Annotated in this window: 20 protein-coding genes and 1 tRNA gene; 8 read left to right on the forward strand and 13 right to left on the reverse strand. The window is 54.3% G+C overall.

Translation table 11 applies throughout. The features are described 5' to 3' along the window. Positions 1–283: 283 nt before the first annotated feature. A tRNA-Phe gene (locus SKTS_RS16185) sits at positions 284–359 on the reverse strand. A gap of 98 nt (positions 360–457) precedes the next feature. Next, positions 458–1750 carry an HD-GYP domain-containing protein gene (locus SKTS_RS16190; RefSeq protein WP_173067406.1) on the reverse strand — a complete coding sequence of 431 codons (1293 nt, stop codon included), beginning with the start codon at positions 1748–1750 and terminating at the stop codon, positions 458–460. A 123-nt stretch (positions 1751–1873) separates the two neighbouring features. On the opposite strand from SKTS_RS16190, the gene mscL reads away from it, so the two are divergent. Genes mscL through cysG form a run of 4 tightly spaced genes read left to right on the forward strand, consistent with a single transcriptional unit; the run spans position 1874 to position 5703 of the window. Then, the gene (gene mscL / locus SKTS_RS16195) at positions 1874–2323 is read left to right on the forward strand and encodes a large conductance mechanosensitive channel protein MscL (RefSeq protein WP_173067409.1); all 450 of its coding nucleotides are present in this window, start codon (positions 1874–1876) and stop codon (positions 2321–2323) included. A 52-nt stretch (positions 2324–2375) separates the two neighbouring features. After that, complete coding sequence (locus SKTS_RS16200; RefSeq protein WP_173067412.1) at positions 2376–3572, forward strand: ATP-binding protein; 1197 nt, start codon at positions 2376–2378, stop codon at positions 3570–3572. Beyond that, a complete protein-coding gene (locus SKTS_RS16205; RefSeq protein WP_173067415.1) occupies positions 3569–4237 on the forward strand; it encodes a response regulator in 669 nt (222 codons plus the stop codon). Before SKTS_RS16200 ends, SKTS_RS16205 begins: the two co-directional genes overlap by 4 nt. 41 nt (positions 4238–4278) lie before the next feature. Next, positions 4279–5703 carry a siroheme synthase CysG gene (cysG, locus tag SKTS_RS16210; RefSeq protein ID WP_173067418.1) on the forward strand — a complete coding sequence of 475 codons (1425 nt, stop codon included), beginning with the start codon at positions 4279–4281 and terminating at the stop codon, positions 5701–5703. An 83-nt stretch (positions 5704–5786) separates the two neighbouring features. Here cysG and SKTS_RS16215 read toward each other — a convergent pair whose 3' ends face one another. From SKTS_RS16215 to SKTS_RS16235, 5 genes are read right to left on the reverse strand one after another with little or no spacing between them, the layout of a single operon-like run. Further along, the gene (locus SKTS_RS16215; RefSeq protein ID WP_173067421.1) at positions 5787–7979 is read right to left on the reverse strand and encodes a type IV pilus secretin PilQ; all 2193 of its coding nucleotides are present in this window, start codon (positions 7977–7979) and stop codon (positions 5787–5789) included. Positions 7980–8008: 29 nt separating this feature from the next. After that, positions 8009–8539 (reverse strand): pilus assembly protein PilP, encoded by a 531-nt coding sequence (locus tag SKTS_RS16220; protein ID WP_173067424.1) that lies wholly within the window; start codon positions 8537–8539, stop codon positions 8009–8011. Next, positions 8536–9183, reverse strand: coding sequence for a type IV pilus inner membrane component PilO (locus SKTS_RS16225; RefSeq protein WP_173067427.1), 648 nt, complete (start codon positions 9181–9183; stop codon positions 8536–8538). The genes SKTS_RS16220 and SKTS_RS16225 overlap by 4 nt, the downstream gene beginning before the upstream one ends. Next, positions 9180–9800: a PilN domain-containing protein gene (locus SKTS_RS16230; RefSeq protein ID WP_173067430.1), complete on the reverse strand. Its 621-nt coding sequence runs from the start codon at positions 9798–9800 to the stop codon at positions 9180–9182. Before SKTS_RS16230 ends, SKTS_RS16225 begins: the two co-directional genes overlap by 4 nt. Continuing rightward, positions 9797–10870 (reverse strand): pilus assembly protein PilM, encoded by a 1074-nt coding sequence (locus SKTS_RS16235; RefSeq protein ID WP_173067432.1) that lies wholly within the window; start codon positions 10868–10870, stop codon positions 9797–9799. Before SKTS_RS16235 ends, SKTS_RS16230 begins: the two co-directional genes overlap by 4 nt. A 175-nt stretch (positions 10871–11045) precedes the next feature. Here SKTS_RS16235 and SKTS_RS16240 point away from each other — a divergent pair, with 175 nt between their 5' ends. The 3 genes from SKTS_RS16240 to SKTS_RS16250 all read left to right on the forward strand — a co-directional run bounded on the left by SKTS_RS16240 (position 11046) and on the right by SKTS_RS16250 (position 14876). Continuing rightward, a complete protein-coding gene (locus SKTS_RS16240; protein WP_173067434.1) occupies positions 11046–13373 on the forward strand; it encodes a penicillin-binding protein 1A in 2328 nt (775 codons plus the stop codon). Between the two features lie 24 nt (positions 13374–13397). Continuing rightward, positions 13398–13997 (forward strand): nucleotidyltransferase family protein, encoded by a 600-nt coding sequence (locus SKTS_RS16245; protein WP_173067437.1) that lies wholly within the window; start codon positions 13398–13400, stop codon positions 13995–13997. A gap of 129 nt (positions 13998–14126) precedes the next feature. Further along, on the forward strand, positions 14127–14876 hold the full coding sequence (locus SKTS_RS16250) for a flagellar brake protein (RefSeq protein ID WP_173067440.1): 750 nt from the start codon (positions 14127–14129) through the stop codon (positions 14874–14876). Here the strand turns inward: SKTS_RS16250 and hemB are convergent, their stop codons facing one another. The 5 genes from hemB to queD all read right to left on the reverse strand — a co-directional run bounded on the left by hemB (position 14877) and on the right by queD (position 20694). Further along, complete coding sequence (gene hemB, locus SKTS_RS16255) at positions 14877–15881, reverse strand: porphobilinogen synthase (protein WP_173067442.1); 1005 nt, start codon at positions 15879–15881, stop codon at positions 14877–14879. It lies immediately after the preceding gene. Positions 15882–15930: 49 nt separating this feature from the next. Beyond that, positions 15931–17163 (reverse strand): multifunctional CCA addition/repair protein, encoded by a 1233-nt coding sequence (locus SKTS_RS16260; RefSeq protein WP_173067445.1) that lies wholly within the window; start codon positions 17161–17163, stop codon positions 15931–15933. Positions 17164–17170: 7 nt separating this feature from the next. Then, positions 17171–18199 (reverse strand): complex I NDUFA9 subunit family protein, encoded by a 1029-nt coding sequence (locus tag SKTS_RS16265; protein WP_173067447.1) that lies wholly within the window; start codon positions 18197–18199, stop codon positions 17171–17173. A gap of 65 nt (positions 18200–18264) precedes the next feature. Beyond that, positions 18265–20220, reverse strand: a complete 1956-nt coding sequence (locus SKTS_RS16270; protein WP_173067450.1) for a transglycosylase SLT domain-containing protein — start codon at positions 20218–20220, stop codon at positions 18265–18267. Between the two features lie 33 nt (positions 20221–20253). Beyond that, positions 20254–20694, reverse strand: a complete 441-nt coding sequence (gene queD, locus SKTS_RS16275) for a 6-carboxytetrahydropterin synthase QueD (protein WP_173067453.1) — start codon at positions 20692–20694, stop codon at positions 20254–20256. 82 nt (positions 20695–20776) lie between these two features. On the opposite strand from queD, the gene SKTS_RS16280 reads away from it, so the two are divergent. Further along, positions 20777–21637 (forward strand): radical SAM protein, encoded by an 861-nt coding sequence (locus SKTS_RS16280; protein WP_173067456.1) that lies wholly within the window; start codon positions 20777–20779, stop codon positions 21635–21637. On the opposite strand, the gene SKTS_RS16285 is transcribed toward SKTS_RS16280, so the two are convergent. Continuing rightward, on the reverse strand, positions 21634–21945 hold the full coding sequence (locus SKTS_RS16285; protein ID WP_173067458.1) for a helix-turn-helix domain-containing protein: 312 nt from the start codon (positions 21943–21945) through the stop codon (positions 21634–21636). The two genes, SKTS_RS16280 and SKTS_RS16285, sit on opposite strands and share 4 nt — an antisense overlap. Positions 21946–21989: the final 44 nt, after the last annotated feature.

Consider the following 21989-nt stretch of genomic DNA (forward strand, 5'->3'; position numbering starts at 1 on the left):
ACCGGTGGCAGCCTCCGTAATGGGCTGGTCATCCAAGCCAGCAGTCAAACCCGAAAAGCCGACGCACGCATAATTCCTTGCCGCAGAAGGCAATGTGCGCGTGCCACGGCGAAAGGGTTGGTGGAGATTTTGAGAGAACAGAGGGCAGAAGAGAGTCGAACCGGCAGCCCTGTGGCCCAGACCGTGCCCACCCCCGGCACACGCAGAATGGGCGCAATCCCCGCGTGGTTTGCGGGAAGTAGAAATGGAAACGCCCAACCGAGAAGAGTTGGGCGTTAAATTTTGGTGGCCAAGGGCGGAATCGAACCACCGACACAAGGATTTTCAATCCTCTGCTCTACCGACTGAGCTACTTGGCCATCTTCGAGCCCTCATTAATTGCCACTGCATGAGGCCTCGCGAAGGCCGCCATTTAATCCCAGAACGACGCATTTAGTCAAGTCTTATAGCGCACTTCTTAGCGATTTGCCTTGGCTCCGTCGGTGCGCTCATCAAAATAGTACGTCATCCGCTTGCGCGGACTGAGGTAGTCGTATATCTCACGCAGCAGCAAATTAGGCCTGATAGATTCGACGATAGTGATATCCGGGTCCTCGGTCAGGTCATAAATAATGGCTTCTTCCTTCGGCACGGTTGGGTCGTAAATCAACACACTCGGGCTCAAAGCCTGCTTGGCATTGATCGAAACAACCATGCCCACGGCCTCATTGGAAAGCTGGACGATACTGCCGGGCGGGTAAACCCCCATGCATTTGATAAAAAGCTTCAGCAATTTGCTGTCATACAATTCGCGCTCGCGGGAATACATAAGGGCCAAGGCTTCGTGGGGCGTCAGAGAATCGTTGGGATTGGTGCGGTTGCAATAATTATCATAAGCATTGACGATGGCGACAATTCGGGCCAGGCGCGAAATTTTTCCGCCTTGCAAGCCTTGGGGATAACCTTTGCCGTTCATGGTTTCGTGATGCTGGACGATGATGTCGATGGCTCTTGGCGCAAGCCCCAATTGCTTCGCTATCTCTTCCCCCATATGGCAATGGAGACGATACAGCGCCCGTTCAGCATGATTCAACGGCTCCGTCTTTAACAGGACCTTATCGGGTATGCGGCTTTTTCCCACATCGTGAAACAGAGCCCCCATTCCCAGAAGGCTGACTTCTTCTGGCGGCAAGCCGGCTTCACGACCCAACATCATCGCTAGTACTGCGACGTTTAGGGAATGGTAGTACACATCCTCCCCGGCAATTTTGTCATTCATCAGATGCACGGCGATATTGCGGTCAGCCAGAAGGGATTCGACCATTTCCTTGATCAGAACATCGGCGGCCTGGATAGACTCCTCGGGACGTGCCATCAGGTTGCGCATGAGATTCTTGACGCTACTGATAACTCCGACAAATTTCTTCTCGCAGCGCTGGATCGCCTCGCGCTCCTTGCTGACGCGAGCGATGCGGCGCTTTTTATCGGCCAGGGCTAACTGGTCCACCTCAAGCATGGGAGATGATTCGGCCATCGGAACGGGGGACTCTTTGGGAGGAAGCGGCGCCACGTCGCTTTTTTCCGGTACATAGATCACATCCCTCAGCCCTAGTGACAACAGGGTGTCGAGTTGCTTCTGGTCGCGAATTTTAAAACTGTTGAAAGAAAATGGATGATCCAGCCATTTCAGCTCAAGATGTACGTACATGCCAGGCCGCAAACGGTCAACGGCAACGCGTAATGGTTCAGAGGGATCGGCCGTTTTTTTCATGATTTATTGTCAAAGTTGCCCAAATTGTAGCGATTTGCCGAGAGGTTTGCGCATACGAGCGAAGGAATCCTTGCAGATTAAGGTAAAATAAGTGGCCAGCCAACTTTAACAAGGAGTACTTCAATGTTAAAAGAATTCAAGGAATTCGCCATGCGCGGCAATGTGGTGGACATGGCGGTGGGCATTATCATCGGCGCCGCCTTCGGCGCCATCGTCAAATCGCTGGTGTCGGACATCATGATGCCACCGATCGGGATGATTCTCGGCAATGTCGATTTCTCCAACCTGTTTCTGGTACTGAAGGATGGTAGCGCCACCGGGCCGTACCTTTCCCTGGCTGAAGCGCAAAAAGTCGGCGCGGTCACCATCAACTATGGTTTGTTCCTCAACGCCGTAATCAGCTTCATTATTGTGGCGTTTGCGGTATTTATCCTGATTCGCAACATCAACCGGCTGAGAAAAGAGGAACCTGCCGCGGAACCCAACACCAAGGACTGCCCTCACTGTTTTTCAACTATCCCTTTAAAAGCATCTCGTTGCCCCCATTGTACTTCGGAGTTAGGGAGCCCTTAAAGCGGACTGAAATGCACTTGAACATATACCAGATACAGAGTCGACTCAGCCAATGAACACGGTCGCATTTCCTTCGTCGAATCTCGATCCCGCTTCCGGGACATATACGATACCCGCGCTGCGCGTTCTGTCGGAGATCGCTACCAGCCTGTCCACGGAAAACAACCTCGAAGCCCTATTGGAACGGTTTCTCGGCACCATGGTCAAGCTTGCTGGCGCAGATGCCGGTGCAGTGCGAGTTCTGACGGCAGACGGCTCCCATTTACGTTTGGTGGGCTCAATCGGTTTGCCGGTAGAAATCGTCGAACAGGAACAATTCGTGGAACTTGAATGCGGTCTGTGCGGCGAGGCCACACGCAAGCACTCGCATCGCCACAGCACCAATGTTCATTTCTGCTCCGAACGTAATTCTCACAGCTATTTCGGTTCGCGCTGCCAGCACATCATCGCAGTGCCACTGCGTTTTCAGGGCAAGGTACAAGGCGTTTACAATTTGTTCATGGCCAGTGACACACCTGTGCCGGAAGATGTCGCGCTGCTGTTCGATTCCATAAGCGAACATCTTGGCATGGCGCTTGAGAACGCACGACTGACTCGTGAAAACATGCGTATCACACTCATGAATGAGCGCCAGATGCTTGCCAATGAATTGCACGATTCACTCGCGCAAACGCTGGCTTACATGAAAATGCGCCTGGCACTGCTACGCGATTCGATGGAACACGCTGACACGGCCAACTCGGCGAAGTATCTTGAAGATGTAAGTGAGGGGCTGGATACCGCTTACTCCGGCTTGCGTGAACTTCTTACCCACTTCCGCAACCGGATGGATCCTCGCGGGCTACTTCCGGCGCTTCAGGATATCGTTAACGGATTTTTCAAAAAAACCGGGATTTTCATTAATTTTTCCAACTTGGCGCCCGATCTGAATCTCACGCCGGATCAGGAGGTTCAGGTATTCCACATCGTCCAGGAAGCCCTGCATAACATTAACAAGCATTCCAAAGCGCAGGATGTCAGCCTGACGCTTGGACTGGATGGCAACAACCAGTACTGGGTCTGCATTGAAGACGATGGTATCGGCATTTCCCCCAAGCGCACGCCCGATAAAGATATGCACTTCGGACTCAGCATCATGCGGGAGCGGGCTCAGCGCCTGAACGGCAATGTAGTCGTCGAGAAGCTACCCGAACGCGGGACGCGCGTTTTGCTTACCTTCCCTGCTCCGAAGAAGGAGGGAGGGATATGAGCATACGTGTTTTGCTAGTGGACGATCACACGCTTTTCCGCAAGGGGCTGGCTGAACTGCTGGAACGCAACGCGCAGATCAGTGTCGCCGGGGTAACGGGAAGCGCTGATGAGGCGCGCCAGTTGCTTGATGAACTCAAGCCTGATGTCATGGTAACCGATCTGCACATGCAGCCTATCGATGGGCTCTCACTGCTGCGCCAACTCCAGTTGGAGGGCAACAGCATACCCACACTGGTACTAACGGTAAGCAATGCCGAGGAAGATCTAGCCAACGTCCTTCGTGCTGGTGCGCGCGGCTATTTGCTCAAGGACATGGAGCCGGACGATGTGGCTGATGCTATCGTGCGTGCCGCCCGCGGCGAAACAGTAGTCGCGCCTTCCATGACTATGAAACTTGTCGGATTGCTGCAGAACAACCAGCCCGCCGCGCAGCAACCGGCCTCCATGCTTGATCTTCTGACCCAGCGCGAACGCGAAATCCTCTCCCACCTTGCACTTGGAGAGAGCAACAAGGTAATCGCCCGCCAATTGGATATCAGCCACGACACCGTCAAACTTCACGTGCGGCACATACTTTCCAAACTAAGCTTGACTTCACGTGTCGAAGCCGCAATCTTTGCCGTCGAACACAAGCTTTCGAACGCACCAGTCAACTCTAACTAAACGCAGCACCTTCCCGATTATTTTCACGGATTATTCAAGTCATGGAATTTTTGCCAATTTTTTTTGACATCAAAGGCCAGCCTTGCTGCGTCATTGGTGGAGGTGATGTAGCCGCGCGCAAAGTCGCGATGTTGTTGCACTCTGGGGGAAAGGTTACGGTGGTTGCTCCGCAACTCTGCGCGACCTTAAAAGGAGATGCAGATAAAGGTATTATTACCTATGTTCAGGAAACTTTTTCCCCTGAGCATTTGAATCAAGCTGTAATCGCTATCGCTGCAACCAATGATCGGGCAGTTAACAAGCGTGTATCCGAAGTCGCAAAAGCACATCACATTCCAGTCAATGTCGTGGATGACCCGGAGTTTTGCTCCTTCATCATGCCTTCAGTCATCGATCGATCACCTGTAATTGTCGCTGTATCCACGGGTGGCGCATCTCCGGTTTTGGCCAGGTTGCTGCGCGCCCGCCTGGAAACCTTGGTACCAGCTTCATATGGACGTCTGGCTTCGCTAGCTGAAAAATTCCGAGGGAAAGTAAAACAACATTTTTCTGAATCAGGACAAAGGCGAATTTTCTGGGAAAAAGTTTTCCAAGGACCGATTGCCGAAATGATCTTTGCAGGGCAAGAGGAACAAGCGAAGGGGGCGCTGGAAAAAGCCATCACAGAGTCTGCAGACACGCCACCTCAAGGTGAGGTTTACCTGGTTGGAGGTGGCCCTGGAAATCCGGATTTACTCACTTTCCGCGCTCTGCGTCTGATGCAGCAAGCAGACGTTATCGTTTACGACAATCTGGTAACACCGCAGGTTCTTGAGTTAACCAGACGTGACGCCGACCGCATATTTGTTGGCAAGCAGCGTGCAAACCATGCCATGCGCCAGGAAGAAATCAACGAACTGCTAGTCAAGCTAGCCAAGGAAGGCAAGAGGGTGCTTCGTCTCAAAGGCGGAGATCCCTTCATTTTCGGCCGCGGCGGCGAAGAAATCGAAACACTATCTGCCAACCAAGTTCCATTTCAGGTCGTACCCGGGATAACCGCTGCATCTGGAGTGGCATCGTATGCCGGAATCCCCCTGACTCACCGCGACTATGCACAGGCTTGCGTATTCGTAACCGGCCACCTGAAAGACGGTACTATGGACTTGGATTGGGATATGCTGGCACGCCCCAATCAGACTGTTGTTATTTATATGGGCCTGTTGGGCTTGCCTGTCTTATGTCAGCAATTAATCACACACGGTTTAACACCATCCACCCCGGCCGCCATAGTTCAGCAAGGCACAACACCCAGTCAACGCGTCGTTACTGGCACGCTTGAATCATTGCCACGACTTGCCACTGATGCGCGTCTAAAGCCTCCCACATTAATCATTGTTGGTAAAGTAGTGAGCTTACAAAGCAAACTGGCATGGTTCAAGCCGGACCAGGGATCGGAAGGCAATTTTGCGCTGACACGCAATAATTAGTCGTGAAAATAGACAGAGGGGATGCACGGCATCCCCTCTGTCTATTTTATCAGATGATATGTTTTAAGTATGATTACCCGATCCTACTGAACATTCAAACTTTCCTTGAGAATTCTCGGGGTTATAAAAATCATCAATTCATTTTTTTCGTCTGAACGAGTCGTCTTTTTAAACAAGTTTCCAAATACCGGTATGTCCCCTAAAAGCGGAACCTTATCGACCCCTTTCTTGGTATCCTGAATAAATATTCCACCAAGCACAGCCGTATCACCGTTATTCACCAAAATCTGTGTCTTTACTCGATTAATATCAAGAGCCCTATTACCCGCAGTATCTGGCGTTTGTGGATCGTCCTTGGTTATTTCGACATCCAGCAATATTGAATCATTATTGAGAACCTGTGGATTAACCAACAAGCAGAGCAATGCATCCTTATAAGTTGTGGTCGGAGGCGAATTAGCAGTGCCAGGAGTTATGACAGGGAACTGAATGCCCTTAACAATCGCCGCTGGACGCTGGTTGGAAGTCATGACCCGCGGATTGGATAGAACCGTACCTTTGTTATCCGACTCCATGGCTGAGAGTTCAAGGTTAATCAGATTCCCTCCACTAAGATTCATTAATGTTAGAGCAAGGGTCGCTGGACTAGCTCCTGAAATTGGAGAAAGCCCGACAGGAAGATCTACATTATTGACATTCAAACCCAATGGTTGCGGCAGAGAGGAGTAACTTTTGTTGCCAATTGACCCCTTAAAGCTGGTTCCCAGCCGTACACCAAGTTCTTTGCTAAATCCATCAGTAGCAGAAACGATGCGCGCCTCAATCATTACCTGTTTAGCAGGCACGTCGATGACCGCTAGCAAACGCCTTATTTCCTCATGTTTGCTAGGAATATCATTGACAATTAACATATTTGTCTTTTGATCAAAGGTAACCGTTCCACGTTTCGACAATATTTTCTGTGGTCCAGCAGCAGCGCTTCCCGTAGCAGTGGAGGCCGTTGCTTTAACGCCAGCAGCAGCCGGCGCACAGCTAGCGTCATCCCCTTTATCGGAAGTAGTCCCCGCCTGGCCTAGAAGCATTTTATTGGCAGTATCCGCGCGGAGGTAATTCAGCGAATAATATTCTGTCTGCAGCGGCTCAAGCTCGGATACTTGCTGCCTAGCCTCTAACTCCGCCTTTTCCTTAACGGCGAGTTCATCTCGGGGCGCAATCCAAATGACATTTCCGTTCTTCCGTTTATCCAATCCCTTTGCATTCAATATAATGTCCAGTGCTTGGTCCCATGGAACGTCCTTCAATCGCAAGGTCAGTGACCCAGACACTGAATCACTGGTAATGATGTTCAGGTTTGTGAAATCAGCGATTACTTGAAGAACTGTACGCACTTCGACATTCTGGAAATTTAGAGACAGTTTTTCGCCTGCATAGCCCTGTTTCCCGCTTGCGACCATCTTATTTGGATCTTCAACAACTTTCTTAACATCAACGATGAATTGGCGGTCGGCTTGGTAAGCGGAGTACTCCCAAAGCCCCTGCGGCTCAATCACCATACGCGTATTTTTCCCCTGGCTAGACGTGGCGAGCGCTTTAACCGGTGTACCGAAATCGAGCACATCGAGCCTGCGTTCGAGATTAGTCGGCAGCTTGGCATCAATAAATTCCACAACCAGATTTTTGCCCACCTTGCGTATATCGATTCCAGTCGTCGAATCAGACAGCCCAACGACGATACGCCCCTCTCCATTGCTGCCGCGTCGAAAATCGATATCGTTCAAGCTGTGAATCTGTTGCCCGACTGGCGTGCTAACGCCCGCTTCGGCAAATCGCGTCGTTACGTTCGCATTTGATACGACAGTCGGTGAGTTCTGCAACGTGACGTACAAGTCCTTGCCATCCATGCGTGTTTCATAACCAACCGGTTTGGCAAGATTCATTACCAAGCGAGTGCGTGTCCCTGCCTGGACTATATTCACCGTGCGCAACGTACCCTGCCCAACTTCCATCAAATTCTTGCCAAGTGAATTGGCCGTTCCCGGAAAATCTAGTGCGATGCGTGGTGGGTTATTCGTCGTAAAACCGACGGGAGGCGTAGCCAGCGCCTGCTTCAAACTGACCTTGACCTCAATTTTACCGTTCGGAAGCGTGGTGTAAGTCACGCTTTCGATATTATTCTGATCGGTCACGGGCGCACTCGCCCCGCCGTCCGCCGCAACCGAGATGGTAGCCGCACCTGTTAACAGTACGGCGCACGCCATACGGAACATCGTTTTCATTATCAAATTCGATCTAATCATGGCGCCCTCTATTTCTTCTGTTGACCCGCATTCGATTCATCAATCAGCGTTAAGCTGCTTGGCTTTTCACTCCATTCGCCCGCGCTATCCTCGATTATTTCGGTCAGCTTGATCTCTTGTTCACTAATACTTGTTATAACGCCAAAATTGACACCCATGTGGTTCCCGACTTTCACCCGGCTTAAACTGTTGTCAGGCGCTTTGATCAAGGCATATATCACATGGTTTTGTTCCAGCGTGCCAACCATCTTTAATTTTTCCAGTTCAAAGGATTCAAGTGGCTCCTTGCGGCGATTCAGGTCCGGCTGAAAGCCTCCTCCCCCACTTGCAGCTGGCTTTAGTTTGCGTGGAGCGAATGGATCAGGCAAATTGAACGCTTCGTAGGGAAAGGGTTCATAAGGTTTTACTTCCGGCAAGGGCTCCACCTTTCCCCTCATCCCCTGGCCTGCGTCGCGCACGAACTGGTCCAGGTCATCATGCTGGCCACCTCCACATCCGGTCATGCCCAGTGTCATAACAGCAATTATCAACCATCTCATGGCTTCGCCCCCCCTGCGCCATTTTTCTTGCCATCCGCAGCCGGTTTTTTCTGGGCAGAGACTTCGGCTTCATCCAAATAGCGGTAGGTTTTCACAACACCGTCCATAGTCAACCTATTGTCTTTGGAAGCCTCGATTTTTATGTCGTTCAGAGTCACTATGCGCGGCAATTGGGAAATATCGCTGGCAAAGTGTCCGAAATCGTGGTAAGTCCCAGTAACCCTTATCGTCACCGGCAATGATGCATAAAACTCAGTCTTTGTTTCACTTGGAGCCGGCTTAAACAACTCGAATTCCAGCCCACGGCCCAATCCCGCCTGATTAATATCAACCAGAAGAGCGTCCATTTCTGACTTGTTTGGAAGTTGTTTAAGTAGCGCGCCAAAAGACTGGTCTATCTCTTTCAGTTGCTGACGGTAGGTATCCAAATTGATAGCTTGTTTTTTCTTGGCGAGGAATGTGTCGCGCAACGTAGCTTCTTCCTGCCGTGCGGAGTCGAGTTGTGCCCACTGCTCATTCCAGTCGAACCAGTATGCCGCAAAGACTACCACTATCAGCAGCAGCAATAGCACAGCCACCTTTGGCAGGACTGGCCAACCACCGATATCCTTAAGATTCAGTGTTTTCAAATCTTCAAGGTTCATGCCTTCTCATCCTTGGAATTGGAAGACTGCGAGATTTTTTTCTCGGCTGGATTGCCTTTAGCATCAGGAGCTTTGGGAGAAACCAGTTTGACATCTAGAGCGAACTCGCTCACCCGCAAATTGTTCAGGACAACCGCCTTGGTTTCAATTAGAACTGGCGACTCCAGCCAAGGTGATTCGTCCAAGTTGCGCATCAAGGAAGCCACTCTCGCATTGGATTGTGCATACCCTACCAATTTGACGTTGTTGCCTTTCCGATCTATGGATTTCAAATAGACACCGTCCGGCAACTGGCGTACAAGCTGGTCAAGCAAATGGACAACCAATGAGCGATCTGCCTGCAAGGACTCCACCACCTTTTTACGTTCCAGAAGTGCCTGGGTCTTTTCCTTGAGGCTATTAATTTCCTCTATCTGCTTGTCAAGCTTGGTTATTTCCGCTTTTAAAAAGCTGTTTCGCCCACTTTGATTATCGATTTTAGCGGCAATCACAGTGTGCCCGGCAATAGCAATTACGGCTCCAAAAACCAAGACCAAGCCAGCTAGAATTAAAAACTGTTGCTGCCTGGCCGCCCTTTTTTGCTCGCGGTGCGGCAGAAGATTGATGCGGACTGTCATGTATCGAACCTCCGCAGAGCCAAGCCGCATGCGATCATTAACGCCGGGGCGTCAGCGGTCAGCTGCTTGGGTTTGACGCGAGAAGACAAAGCCATGTTGGCAAAAGGATTGGCTATCATGGTACTAACCTGAGTCCGGCTAGCTACCACTTCGTCAAGCCCTTGAATCATGGCACAACCGCCCGCGAGAAGTATAAGGTCAACCCGATTAAACTGGGTGGAGGAAAAGAAAAACTGTAATGCGCGCGCCACTTCCAGCGCCAGGGTGTCCATGAACGGCTGCAATGTTTCCGGCTCGTAATTATCCGGCAACCCCCCCTGACGTTTAGCTATCTCGGCTTCTTCTACTGAAAGGCTATAACGGCGCTGGATTTCCTGCGTCAGTTGATTTCCGCCGAAATTCTGCTCTCGCAAATACACCGACTGATTGTTATGCAGCACGTTGATGTGGGTCATGGCTGCACCAATATCCACGATTGCCACAGTCTGATCCCGCCCGCCACCCGGCAACTGGCGTGCTATCAAGTCATATGATGCCTGAGTGGCATAGGATTCGATATCCATCACCATCGGCTTGAGCCCCGCCGCTTCAGCTGCGGCGACACGATCGTCGACCTTTTCCTTGCGCGATGCAGCTATCAGCACCTCAACCTCATCTGGGTTGTTCGATGCAGGGCCGACGATCTGGAAATCCAGATTTACCTCGTCCAAGGCAAAAGGAATATATTGGTTTGCTTCCGCCTCAACCTGCAGCTCAAGTTCTTGATCCCGTAATCCAGCTTGAACTACAATTTTTTTGGTGATGACCGCCGCTGAAGGAAGAGCGAGGGCAACGTTTTTGATGCGCCCCCCCATCTGCTTCCACGCAAGCTTGAGAGTTTCGCCCACAGCCTCGAGGTTGACGACATTGCCGTCCACCACCGCATCTTTTGGCAGCGCCTCGATCGCATAACGTTCTACGCGGTAAAGGTCCTTCCCGGCCTCTGCAAGCTCCACCATTTTTACTGAAGAAGAACTGATGTCCACACCTATTAAAGGCGGCGACTTGGCTTCCAGAAAATCGAATCGCAAGTAAATTTCCCCTTCCGCACGGCCTGGTTAGAAGCAATACGTATAATTTACATTAAATGCTATCAGCAACTATACACCCTGTAAACTAATTTTATGCAAGTTTTCTTTTGCTCGAATTTACCGTCTATAATCTTGAACACTTATTACACCACAACCTTTCCAGAAAATCTCAATTATGACTCTCCGTTGGTGGCACTACACCTCCCTTGTAGTGTTGGCAGGCGGCCTCATCGTAACCGCGCTGATCGCGCTGGTGGTTACATTGATTTACCCACAACTGCCTTCACTCGACATCCTGACAGACTACCGGCCCAAAATACCGCTTCGCATCTACACATCGGATGGCGCGTTGATCGGTGAATTCGGGGAAGAGAGACGCGCCGTAGTCAAAATCAAGGATGTCCCCCCCATCATGCGCCAGGCCATACTTGCGGCGGAAGATGACCGATTTTACCAGCATGGCGGGGTTGATTATGTTGGCGTTGCCCGTGCAGCCCTAGCCAACCTGACGGCGGGTGGCGCTCGCGAAGGCGCAAGCACCATCACCATGCAGGTCGCGCGTAATTTTTTTCTTTCCAGCGAAAAGACGCTTACACGCAAAATTAGCGAAGCCATGCTGGCGATGAAAATTGAGCACAGTCTTTCCAAGGATCAAATTCTCGAGCTTTACATCAACCAAATTTACCTTGGCCAACGCGCTTATGGTTTTGCCTCCGCGTCCCAACTATATTTCGGCAAACCGCTTGCCCAAATTAATATAGCCGAGGCCGCCATGCTTGCCGGCCTGCCTAAGGCGCCATCACGCTACAACCCCGTGGTCAATCCAAAACGCGCAAAATTACGCCAGCAATACGTATTGCGGCGCATGCACGAGCTTCACTATATAAAGGATAGCGAGTTCCAGGCCGCATTACAGCAACCACTTCACGTCCACCATGACTCGCAGGTAGCCGAAGTAAACGCTGACTACGTTGCCGAGCTGGTACGCCAAAGCTTATTCGAGCGTTATCAGGATCAGATCTACAGCAGCGGTATCAAGGTTTATACCACTTTGCGCAGGGCTGACCAGGAAGCCGCAAATTTTGCCCTGCGCCAGGGCGTGCTGGATTATGACCGTCGCCACGGCTACCGCGGGGCGGAGGGTTTTATCGATTTACAGCACAGCGGCTCGCTCCCCGATGACGCATTGGAAAGTGCACTGGACGATGTGGACCAAGTCGATGGACTGATTCCCGCAGTCGTGCTTGAAGCCAGCCCGAAAAAAATCTCGGCCTATAGCAAGAATGGTGAAACCGTGGAAATTAGCGGAGAAGGCCTGCAGTTTGCCCAAAAATTTCTCGCTCCCAATTCTGTGGCGAAAACGCACCTGCGCCGCGGCTCCCTGATCCGAATCATGTCGCGCGACAAAGGTGGCTGGAAAATCTCCCAACTACCTCAAGCTGAGGCAGCTTTTGTTTCGGCAGACCCCCACGACGGAGCCATTCGTGCGATGGTGGGAGGGTTCGATTTCAATCACAGCAAGTTCAACCATGTTACCCAAGCCTGGCGGCAACCCGGTTCGAGCTTCAAGCCTTTTATTTACTCAGCCGCACTGGAAAAAGGTTTTACGCCCGCCACCATCATTAACGACGCGCCGCTATCTTTGCCCGGCGCCAATGCTGGCGAAGCTTGGGAACCCAAGAATTACGACGGGAAGACCGAGGGCCCGATGCGTCTGCGCACCGCGCTCACCAAATCCAAAAATCTGGTTTCTGTTCGCATTTTGCAGTCCATCACGCCAGAATATGCCCAGGATTACATCACCAGATTCGGGTTTAGCGCAGACCGGCATCCAGCTTACCTGACCATGGCACTGGGTGCAGGCTCCGTTACGCCGATGCAGATGGTTGCAGGTTATTCAATATTCGCTAACGGCGGTTACCGCGTGCAACCATACTTTATTGACCGCATTGTGGACGGGCGGGGAGCCCTGCTGGCACAGGCAAAACCTGTGCGTGCGGGGGTATCGGCAGAACGGACCATTGACGCGCGGAATGCATTTATCATGACCACTCTGATGCAGGACGTGGTGCGTCACGGCACAGCCATCAAGGCGATGCAACTGGGCCGACATGACCTGGCCGGAAAAACCGGCACCACCAATGACCAGGTTGACGCCTGGTTCTGCGGCTTCAACGCAAACCTAGTGGCGGTATCCTGGATCGGCTACGACCGGCCGCGCTCGCTGGGTGCGGGTGAAACTGGCGGACAAGCCGCACTGCCAATATGGATGAGCTACATGGGCAAGGCCCTTAAAAATGTCCCGGAAAGCCAATACGCAATTCCTGATGGCGTCAGCGTAATCAACATCAACCCGGAAAATGGCTTGCGCGTTAGCGATGGGGGCATTCCAGAATACTTCTACCAGGAATTTCCGCCTGCAACCCAGAACCAGTGGACAGATGATGTCATTGGGCTTCCAGGGGCAAAAAGTCCCGACGAAATCAAGGATCAACTCTTCTAGGAGCAGATATTCTTGACGCGTCACATGACAAAAGATTCCTCCCCTCAGCGGCGCCAGATGCGCGAACTGATCGCCCAATCTGCTGCACGTCTGATCGCCGAGGATGGTATACAGGATTATGCTGCCGCCAAACGCAAAGCCGCCCGTCAAATCGGGGTACCGGACAGCCACAGCCTGCCCAGCAATGCCGAAGTGGAAACGGCTCTGCGAGCCTATCAGGAGCTATACCAGAAGGACGAGCAACCGGCGCGCTTGAAATCCCTGCGTCAGGAAGCCCTGACAGCCATGCAACTACTGGAACGCTTCAACCCCCACCTCACAGGGTCCGTGTTAAGCGGAACAGCCACGCGCCACTCCGACATCAACCTGCAATTGTTCACGGACAACGTGAAGGAAGTCGAACTGTTTCTACTCAATAGCGGAATGCCTTATGAGACCGGAGAAAAACGCTTCCGCATCAACGATGAAATGCTTCCCGTGCCAACGTTTACCCTTCAGGGCGAAACAGCCGAAATCAGGCTGGCAGTTTTTGGCACCGACGACCTACGAAAAAATGCTGCCGCGGGAAAATCGCCGGACCGCGCCAAAATCAGACAAGTGGAAGCCATCCTGGCAATCGCCTGAAGCCACCTTGCTCCAAACTGGCCTCATTCTTGAGAATCAGGCAAAATTGCGGTCGCACCGCGAGTCGTAAAAATATCGGCACCAACTCGCCCTTCTGGCTGGACCTTGGAATGAGAACATAGATCACGGATGGAGCACCCCGCGCTAGAAACCGAAGCTGCCACCGACGGCAGCAACTACATGATTCACTCCAGGTTGGAAATCCTCTATATCCTGCGGGCGATCCAGAACAAAAACGAGCTCGTCACCGCCTATTTCAACCATGGCAAGGATTTCATTCTGACGTCCATTATCGATGTGGATGGTGATGCGGGGTCACTGACACTCGACTTCGGCGCCGATGAAATCATCAACCAGCGTGCGCTGGCGAGCGACAAGATCATCCTGGTAACAGCGATGGACCGTGTCAAGGTACAGTTCGTAGTCGATGGCATGAAGCCAGTTGAACATCTCGGCCGCCCTGCATTCAAGGCGGGCATTCCCCGCGAACTGTTAAAGCTGCAAAGGCGTGAGTACTATCGCCTCTCCACTCCGGTGATCAACCCGATCAAATGCGTCATGACCATGGCTGGCGGCGCCAAGATAGAAGCGGCTATCGCCGACATCAGCCTGGGGGGAATTGCCATTACCGATGGCCAACATGTGATCGCGTTTGAAATTGGCGACAAATTTTCCGCTTGCCGCATCGTACTGCCGGAAATCGGTACCGTCACGACGGAGATCGAGATCCGCAACGTTCATGAAGTCACGATGAAGAACGGTTCAAAGGCCCTGCGCGCCGGGTGCATGTTCATTGGCCTGCCTTCCGGACAGCAGGCCATGATTCAGCGCTACATCATCAAACTGGACCGCGAGCGCCACGCGAAACTGGCCCAGTAATCACTTTTCCTGCAGCCAACGCGCGGCGTCCAGCGCGAAATAAGTCAGAATTCCGTCCGCGCCAGCGCGCTTGAACGCCAACAGCGCTTCCAGCACGCAGGCCTTCTCGTTCAGCCAGCCATTCTGGGCAGCAGCCTTGAGCATGGCGTATTCGCCGCTGACCTGATAGACGAAGGTGGGTGCCTTGAATTCATCCTTTACGCGACGCACGATATCAAGGTAGGGCATGCCCGGCTTGACCATCACCATATCCGCCCCTTCAGCCAGATCCTGCCCCACTTCCCACAGCGCTTCATCGCTGTTGGCCGGGTCCATTTGATAGGTGTATTTATTTCCGCCACCAAGATTGGCGGAAGAACCCACCGCATCGCGGAACGGCCCGTAGAAACTGGAAGCATATTTGGCTGAATACGCCAGAATCCGCGTATGGATGTAACCGGCGCCGTCCAGCGCTGCGCGTACCGCGCCGATACGGCCATCCATCATGTCCGATGGCGCCACCACGTCGGCCCCCGCTGCCGCGTGAGCCAGCGCCTGGCGCACCAGCACGGCCACCGTCTCGTCGTTCATCACGTACCCGGCAGCATCGATCAGCCCGTCCTGACCGTGGCTGGTGTAGGGGTCTAGCGCGATATCGGTAATCACGCCCAGTTCGGGGAAGCGCTGTTTCAAGGCATGCACCACCCGCGGCACCAGGCCGTCCGGGTTATATGCCTCAGCCGCATCCAGACTCTTTAAGGAAGCGTCGATCACCGGGAAAATGGCCAGCGCCGGCACCCCCAGTTCGACACACTGCTGCGCCCGCTCCAGCAGATAGTCCAGCGTCAGGCGTTCGACGCCCGGCATGGAAGCTACCGCCTCGATGCGATTTTCCCCATCCAGCACGAATACGGGATAAATCAGGTCGCCGGCTCCCAGCTGATGCTCACGCATCAGGCGACGGGAAAAATCATCGCGCCGCATGCGGCGCAGACGTTTGAAGGGATATTTGCCTAAGGTTTGCATGGTTGAGTATTCCGGTAAAAAATCACGAGAGTATTTTATACGACGTTCACTACGGGCAAGTGCCGCGCCTTTGCGCCAGCCATTCTTTAATAGCGGTCAGGCGCGCCTGAGCGACATGTTCCTTGATGGCGGCGGGGTCCTCGCACTGCCTGGCGACCGCACCGGCATCGACAGCAGCGGCCGTCTTCAGGGCCTGAAGCAGAAAATCTTCCGCCTCAAAGGGATGATTTTCGAAACCCGAACGGCCGCAGGCATCCGCGGCACAGGCCTGGAGAAACTGCTCGAAACGCTGCGGATGACGCAAGGCATCGGTTTCCTGCAACAGTTTCAGGAGCGTTTCCGGGCGCAATTCGAAGGTGCGGTGGACGAGTCCGTGGAAACGCGCCGTCACCAGTGCCAGGTCGCGGCAATCGTTGGGGACACGCAAGCGCAGGCAAAGCGGCTTGATCAGTTCGAAGCCGCGAACTTCATGGGCAATGTGGCGCGGCCATTCCTCCGGCGGTGTAGCCCCCTTGCCTAGATCGTGCGTCAGGGCAGCGAAACGCACCGGCAGGGGGTAATTTCGCGCCGCAGCGCAATCCACCACCATCATCACGTGTACGCCGCTATCGATTTCGGGGTGATGCTGCGCCGGTTGCGGCACGCCGAACAGGCGCTCCACCTCGGGCAGGATGCGTTCCAGGGCACCGCATTCCCGCAAGCTATAGAACATGCGCGAGGGCTTTTTCTCCATCAGCCCTTTGGCAATCTCCTGCCACACACGTTCCGCCACCAGCGCATCCACTTCGCCGTTGTCCACCATCGCACGCATCAAGGCGAGCGTTTCCGGGGCAATGGAAAATTGTTCGAAGCGGGCCGCGAAACGCGCCACGCGCAGGATTCTCACGGGGTCTTCAACGAAAGCCGGGCTGACATGACGCAGGATGCCGGCCTTGATATCGCTCATCCCGCCATAAGGGTCGATGAGGCGCCCATCTGGATCTCTGGCAATGGCGTTGATGGTGAGATCGCGCCGGGCCAGGTCCTGCTCCAGCGTCACTTCCGGAGACGCATGGACCTGAAAGCCTTTATAACCGGCCGCCGTCTTGCGCTCGGTGCGCGCAAGGGCGTATTCCTCATGGGTCCGGGGATGGAGAAAAACCGGGAAATCCTTGCCCACGGGGCGGAAGCCCTGCCTGATCATTTCTTCCGGCGTAGCGCCCACCACCACATAGTCCCGGTCCTGCACAGGCAGACCGAGCAGTTCATCACGCACCGCCCCGCCGACCTGGTAGACCATCATGGAGCGATCAGCGCCCCGCTGCGGAGCGGTACCCCTGATAAGGGCTGGATTCGACCAAGTATCCTGGCGCGACGGCTTCCAGCGCGCTCGGCGTGATGTCGAAAACCGTGGGGAACGCCGCGCTGCACACCGATTCGACCTGCAGGGAGAAATAATTGTCGCGCGTCATGATTTTCTTGCCCGGCAGACATTCAAAAAACCAGGCCTGAAGATAAGAGAGGCGGGGGGACAGGCCAATTATCTTGCGCTTGCGGCCAATCATGGCACCCACCAGTTCCACCAGTTCGCGCAAGGTATAGGCTTTCGGGCCGCACAAATCGTAACTCTGGCCGAAGGTGGCTGAATTGTTGAGGCTGGAGACGTACGCCTGAGCCACATCGTCCACGAACACCGGCTGGAACCTGGCATCCGGGCTGGCCAGCGGCAATACCGGCGCCATTTTGAGCAGGCCGGCAAACTTGTTGAGGAAGGAATCCTCGTGGCCAAAAATCACCGAGGGCCGGAAGGTAGTCACATCAAGGCCATAGCCATCGATGAACCTTGATCCATCGGGATGCGCGCTTTCATCCTCGCCGGGCAGCATGCCAGCGGCGAGCACGATGGCTTCCCCCAGCCCCTTGGAGCGCAGATAGGCGCTCGGCGCACCGGGATCGGCCTTCAACGCGCTCATGTGCAACAGGCGTTTCACGCCGCTTGCGGCGCAGGCGTGCACGATCTTGCGCGGCAGCTCGACGTGCACCTCATGAAAATCACCGCGGCCCGCCAAGGGCTTGTCTGCCCGGCCGGTCTTCTGCTCGTTGAGGATACCGACCAGATTGATCACCGCATCCATGCCGGCGAAATGACGTTCGAGCTCGGCCGGATCGAAAATATTGGCCTCCAACACTTCCACACCGGGTAGCACCGCCACCTTCTTGGCATGCTCGTGCGTACGCGTCAGAACCCGCACCGCATGGCCGGCCATAGCCAGCTTATTGACGAGATGAATACCGACAAAACCGCTGCCCCCCAGTACACACACTTTTTTAATATTCATTTTGCGCCTTAAAAAAACCGCTGCTCGGTAAACAGGACAATTTTAGCCGGAATATCGGCTGCTCGTCACGGATCGCAGGAGGGGCTGCGTTCATCCCGGCTCTGGCACTCTTTTTCGCCAGCTCTGCCCGAGATGGTTCCCAGTCTTTGTTTGAGCGTAACCAGTTGCTGTCCGAAACGGTTAGCGTAGTAGCTGGCGTTGCTCATGACCTTCTGCACATAGTTTCGGGTTTCGGTAAAGGGAATGGACTCGGCGTAAATCGCTCCTTCCAGCGCATGCTCATCCTTCCAGCGTTTGGCCCGCGACGGCCCTGCGTTGTATGAGGCGGTGGCAAGCACCGGCTGGCCGTCGTTGGTATCGAGCACGTACTTCAGGTAATAGGTGCCGAAGGAAATATTGGTATCGAGCTGACCGATGAGGTTCTGCCGAAAATGCTTGAGGCCAAGCCGCTTGGCGATCCACTGCGCGGTTGCCGGCATCAGCTGCATCAGCCCCGACGCACCGACGCTGGAACGAGCCTGCTGCACAAAACGGCTTTCCTGACGGATCAGACCATAGACCCAGGCCTCGTCGAGATCGCGCTCACGGGCATAGACCTGCATCACGTCGCGGTGCGGCGCAGGATAGCGCAGGCCAAAATCGTGCAATTCGCGCGTCTTGTCGGCCGTATTGATGGCGCGATCGAGCCAGTTATTACGCCGCGCGATTTCTGCGGCAGCCAGCAACTGCTTGTCGTCGAAGCTGCGTGTCGCCCAGATCCACTCGCGGTTGGCATCGGTGCGCAGATTGAGTTGATACAGTGCCAAAGCACGCTGGATGCTGGGCATGGCATTGACTGCACTTATTTCGTCAGCGCCGGGTTGGTAGGTGGAAACAGGATTGCTGACCACGGCGCCAAGCTCCTCGGTCGCCAGCTGGCCATAGAAATTATGCTCGCGCGACAAGTTTGCCAGAATGCCGTTGGCAGGGCCGAGCTTGCCTCGCGACTTGAGCGCCCGCGCTTTCCAATAGCGCCATGCACCCTGGTTCTGCAGGGCCTCGGGCATGGCAGCGATGCTCTCCAGAACCTCGTGCCAATCCTGCACGCGCAGGGCGGCGCGGACCCGCCAAGTCATCTGCAATTCGTTGAGGGGCGTAGCGCCAGCCTCGTGGAACCAATTCAAGGCCACAGGATCATGCTTGCGTGCAGCATGAAAAGCCATCTGTCCCCATACATAGCCCTGTTCTTCGCCATTGAACCTGGCGTGCAAGCGCTCCCAGTAAGGCTGTGCGGCAGCCGGCGAACTGCGCGCCAGACGGTAAACGGCGAACATGGCTAGTTCGCGGCCCGGGCGGCTTTGCGTGTCGATGGAACCCGAATCGAGGAATTGCTGCGGGTTGTCGGCCACCTTTTCCATGTTTCGCAGACTGTCCCTTTGCGCCTCGGGCAGGTAGCCCAGGATCAGCTGGCGCGCCACGCCGATGTTGCCCATTTCCAGCGCCAGCCGGATGCGCGCCCACGCATCCTCGACACCAAACTTCCCGGCTGCGAACAAGGCATCGAACAGCGGCTTGCAGGACGACGGCAGTTCACCGCCACTCAGCCATTTCCGCCGAGCGTCCTGTGCAATTGAATCGTCGCCGCCCTGCAATCTTGCCTGCAGGGCAAAACAGGCGAGTTCGACATCATCATTGCTCGCCAGCGCCGCATATTCCGCCTGAAATGTTGCCCAATTCTGCTGCCGCCCGAGGATCCTCAGCCAGTCGGCGCGCAGGCGGTCGGAGAGAGGAGAATCGGCGTTGCTCGCGATAAAGCTGCGCACCTCCTCTTCGCTGGCATCCTTGAGCCGCATCTGGATCTGGTAATAGGCCAGGTAAGGCGCCAGCACGTCGCCGTTCAAGCGTTTCGCAATCGCATTCAGTCGTGCGGCATCGCCAGTGCGAAACGCGTCCCGTGCAGCCAGAAAGTCGTCGTCGCGATTAGCCGCACCTGCTTGCGACAGCGACAACAGGGCAAAAACCAGAACGATCAGTTTAAACATCACACTACTCGGGAAGGAACATAAGCACGTGCGCTAGCGCACGGCATCAGCCCAGTTATTGGGCGTTTCGTAGAGACGCACGCGCTCCAAGCGCAGCTGGTTTCCATAGGTGTCGACATAAGCCTTGTCAAGCACACGGAAGGCTTCTGCCGCAAGGTTTTCCGCAGTTGGAACGACATCCAGCACCACCGTCTTGTGTCCGGGCAGCGTGGCCAGGAATGCCACCACGGCCGCATCCCCCCGGTACGCCAGGAACGCATGATCCCAGTGGTTGACCAGCATTTCATTGGCAATGGTTTTGACAGCGGAAAAGTCCATCACCATGCCTTGTTCGGAGACACCCTCAACGTCGATAATCTGACCGGAAAGCGTTATTTCAAGCGCATAGCGATGGCCGTGCAGATGCCGGCACTGGCTGTCATGATTGGGAATGCGGTGGCCGGCGTCGAACTCCAGCCTGCGGGTAATCAGCATGTCGAAAAAGCGCTCGAAAAATGAGCCCGAATTATATCATTCATCCTTGCCCGAGGCGGCGTTCAGTGGTTCAATCAAGCGCATGAGCAGCAAAAAACCCCAACTTACGGCCACGGACCACAGCCGCGATAGCGCCGGACTCCGTTACGTGTATCCGGTCGTGTCGCGCCGCGCCGGCGGCGTGTCGGTCGGCATCAATCTCAACACCAACAACGCCTGCAACTGGCGCTGCATTTATTGCCAGGTGCCGAACCTGCAACGCGGCAGCGCCCCGCCGGTCGATCTTCACTTGCTGGAAAGGGAATTACGCGGTTTTCTGAATGAATTGCTGCATGGCTCTTTCATGCACGACAACGTTCCACCGGAAGCCCGGCGCCTGAACGACATCGCCCTGTCAGGCAACGGCGAGCCCACCAGTGCCGCGGAATTCGAACAGAGCATCGAAGTGATCGGACGCGTCATGGACGAATTCCGCCTGAACGGCACGATCAAGTTGGTGCTTATCACCAATGGCAGCCTGATTCATCGCCCGTCAGTACGCAACGGCATAAGAAAAATAGCGCAGCTGAATGGGGAAATCTGGTTCAAGCTGGATAGTGCGACTGCACAAGGTCGAATGCTCATCAACCACAGCCGCCAGACGACGGAAACCGTACTCAAGAATTTGCGCGTCGCCGCCAGTCTTTGTCCAACCTGGATTCAGACTGCGACGTTTGCCCTGGATGGCCAGCCTGCGCCTGCGGATGAACGCCGGGCTTACCTGGAATTCCTGGCGCGCTGCCAGGCCGAAAGAATCCCCCTACAGGGAGTGCTGTTATATGGTTTGGCGCGCACTTCGCTGCAACCGGAAGCGCCGCGCCTGAGCAAGGCACCCAGCGCCTGGCTCGAGGCGCTCGCAATCGACATCAAGCAGCTGGGGCTAGCAGTAAAACTCAGTATTTAGTGCACGTTGCTGCCGGTTTCCTTGTGAGCGCTGCGCACGGCCTTCTTCATGCTCTTGTAAAGGTCGGCGTGGGCCCGCTTCATGTACTCCACGATCTCGAAATCCTCACGCTTCACTTTGGAGAGATCGACTTGCTCCATATGCACCAGGCGCAGCAATTCCCGCACCGGCTTGGGCATGTCGCGCCCGCTTTCATAGCGCGAACCGCCGCTCTGGGTCACACCGATCTTGGTCCAGAACTCCTGCTGGTTCATGCCGAGTTTGCGGCGAATTTCACGCGGGTTAGTAATTTTCTCGAAAAGTTTCATGGTTCAGCACCTCAAGCAAATGATTTAAATGAATTGTTCGGCCG

Source organism: Sulfurimicrobium lacus (assembly GCF_011764585.1).
GTDB classification, from domain to species: Bacteria; Pseudomonadota; Gammaproteobacteria; order Burkholderiales; family Sulfuricellaceae; genus Sulfurimicrobium; species Sulfurimicrobium lacus.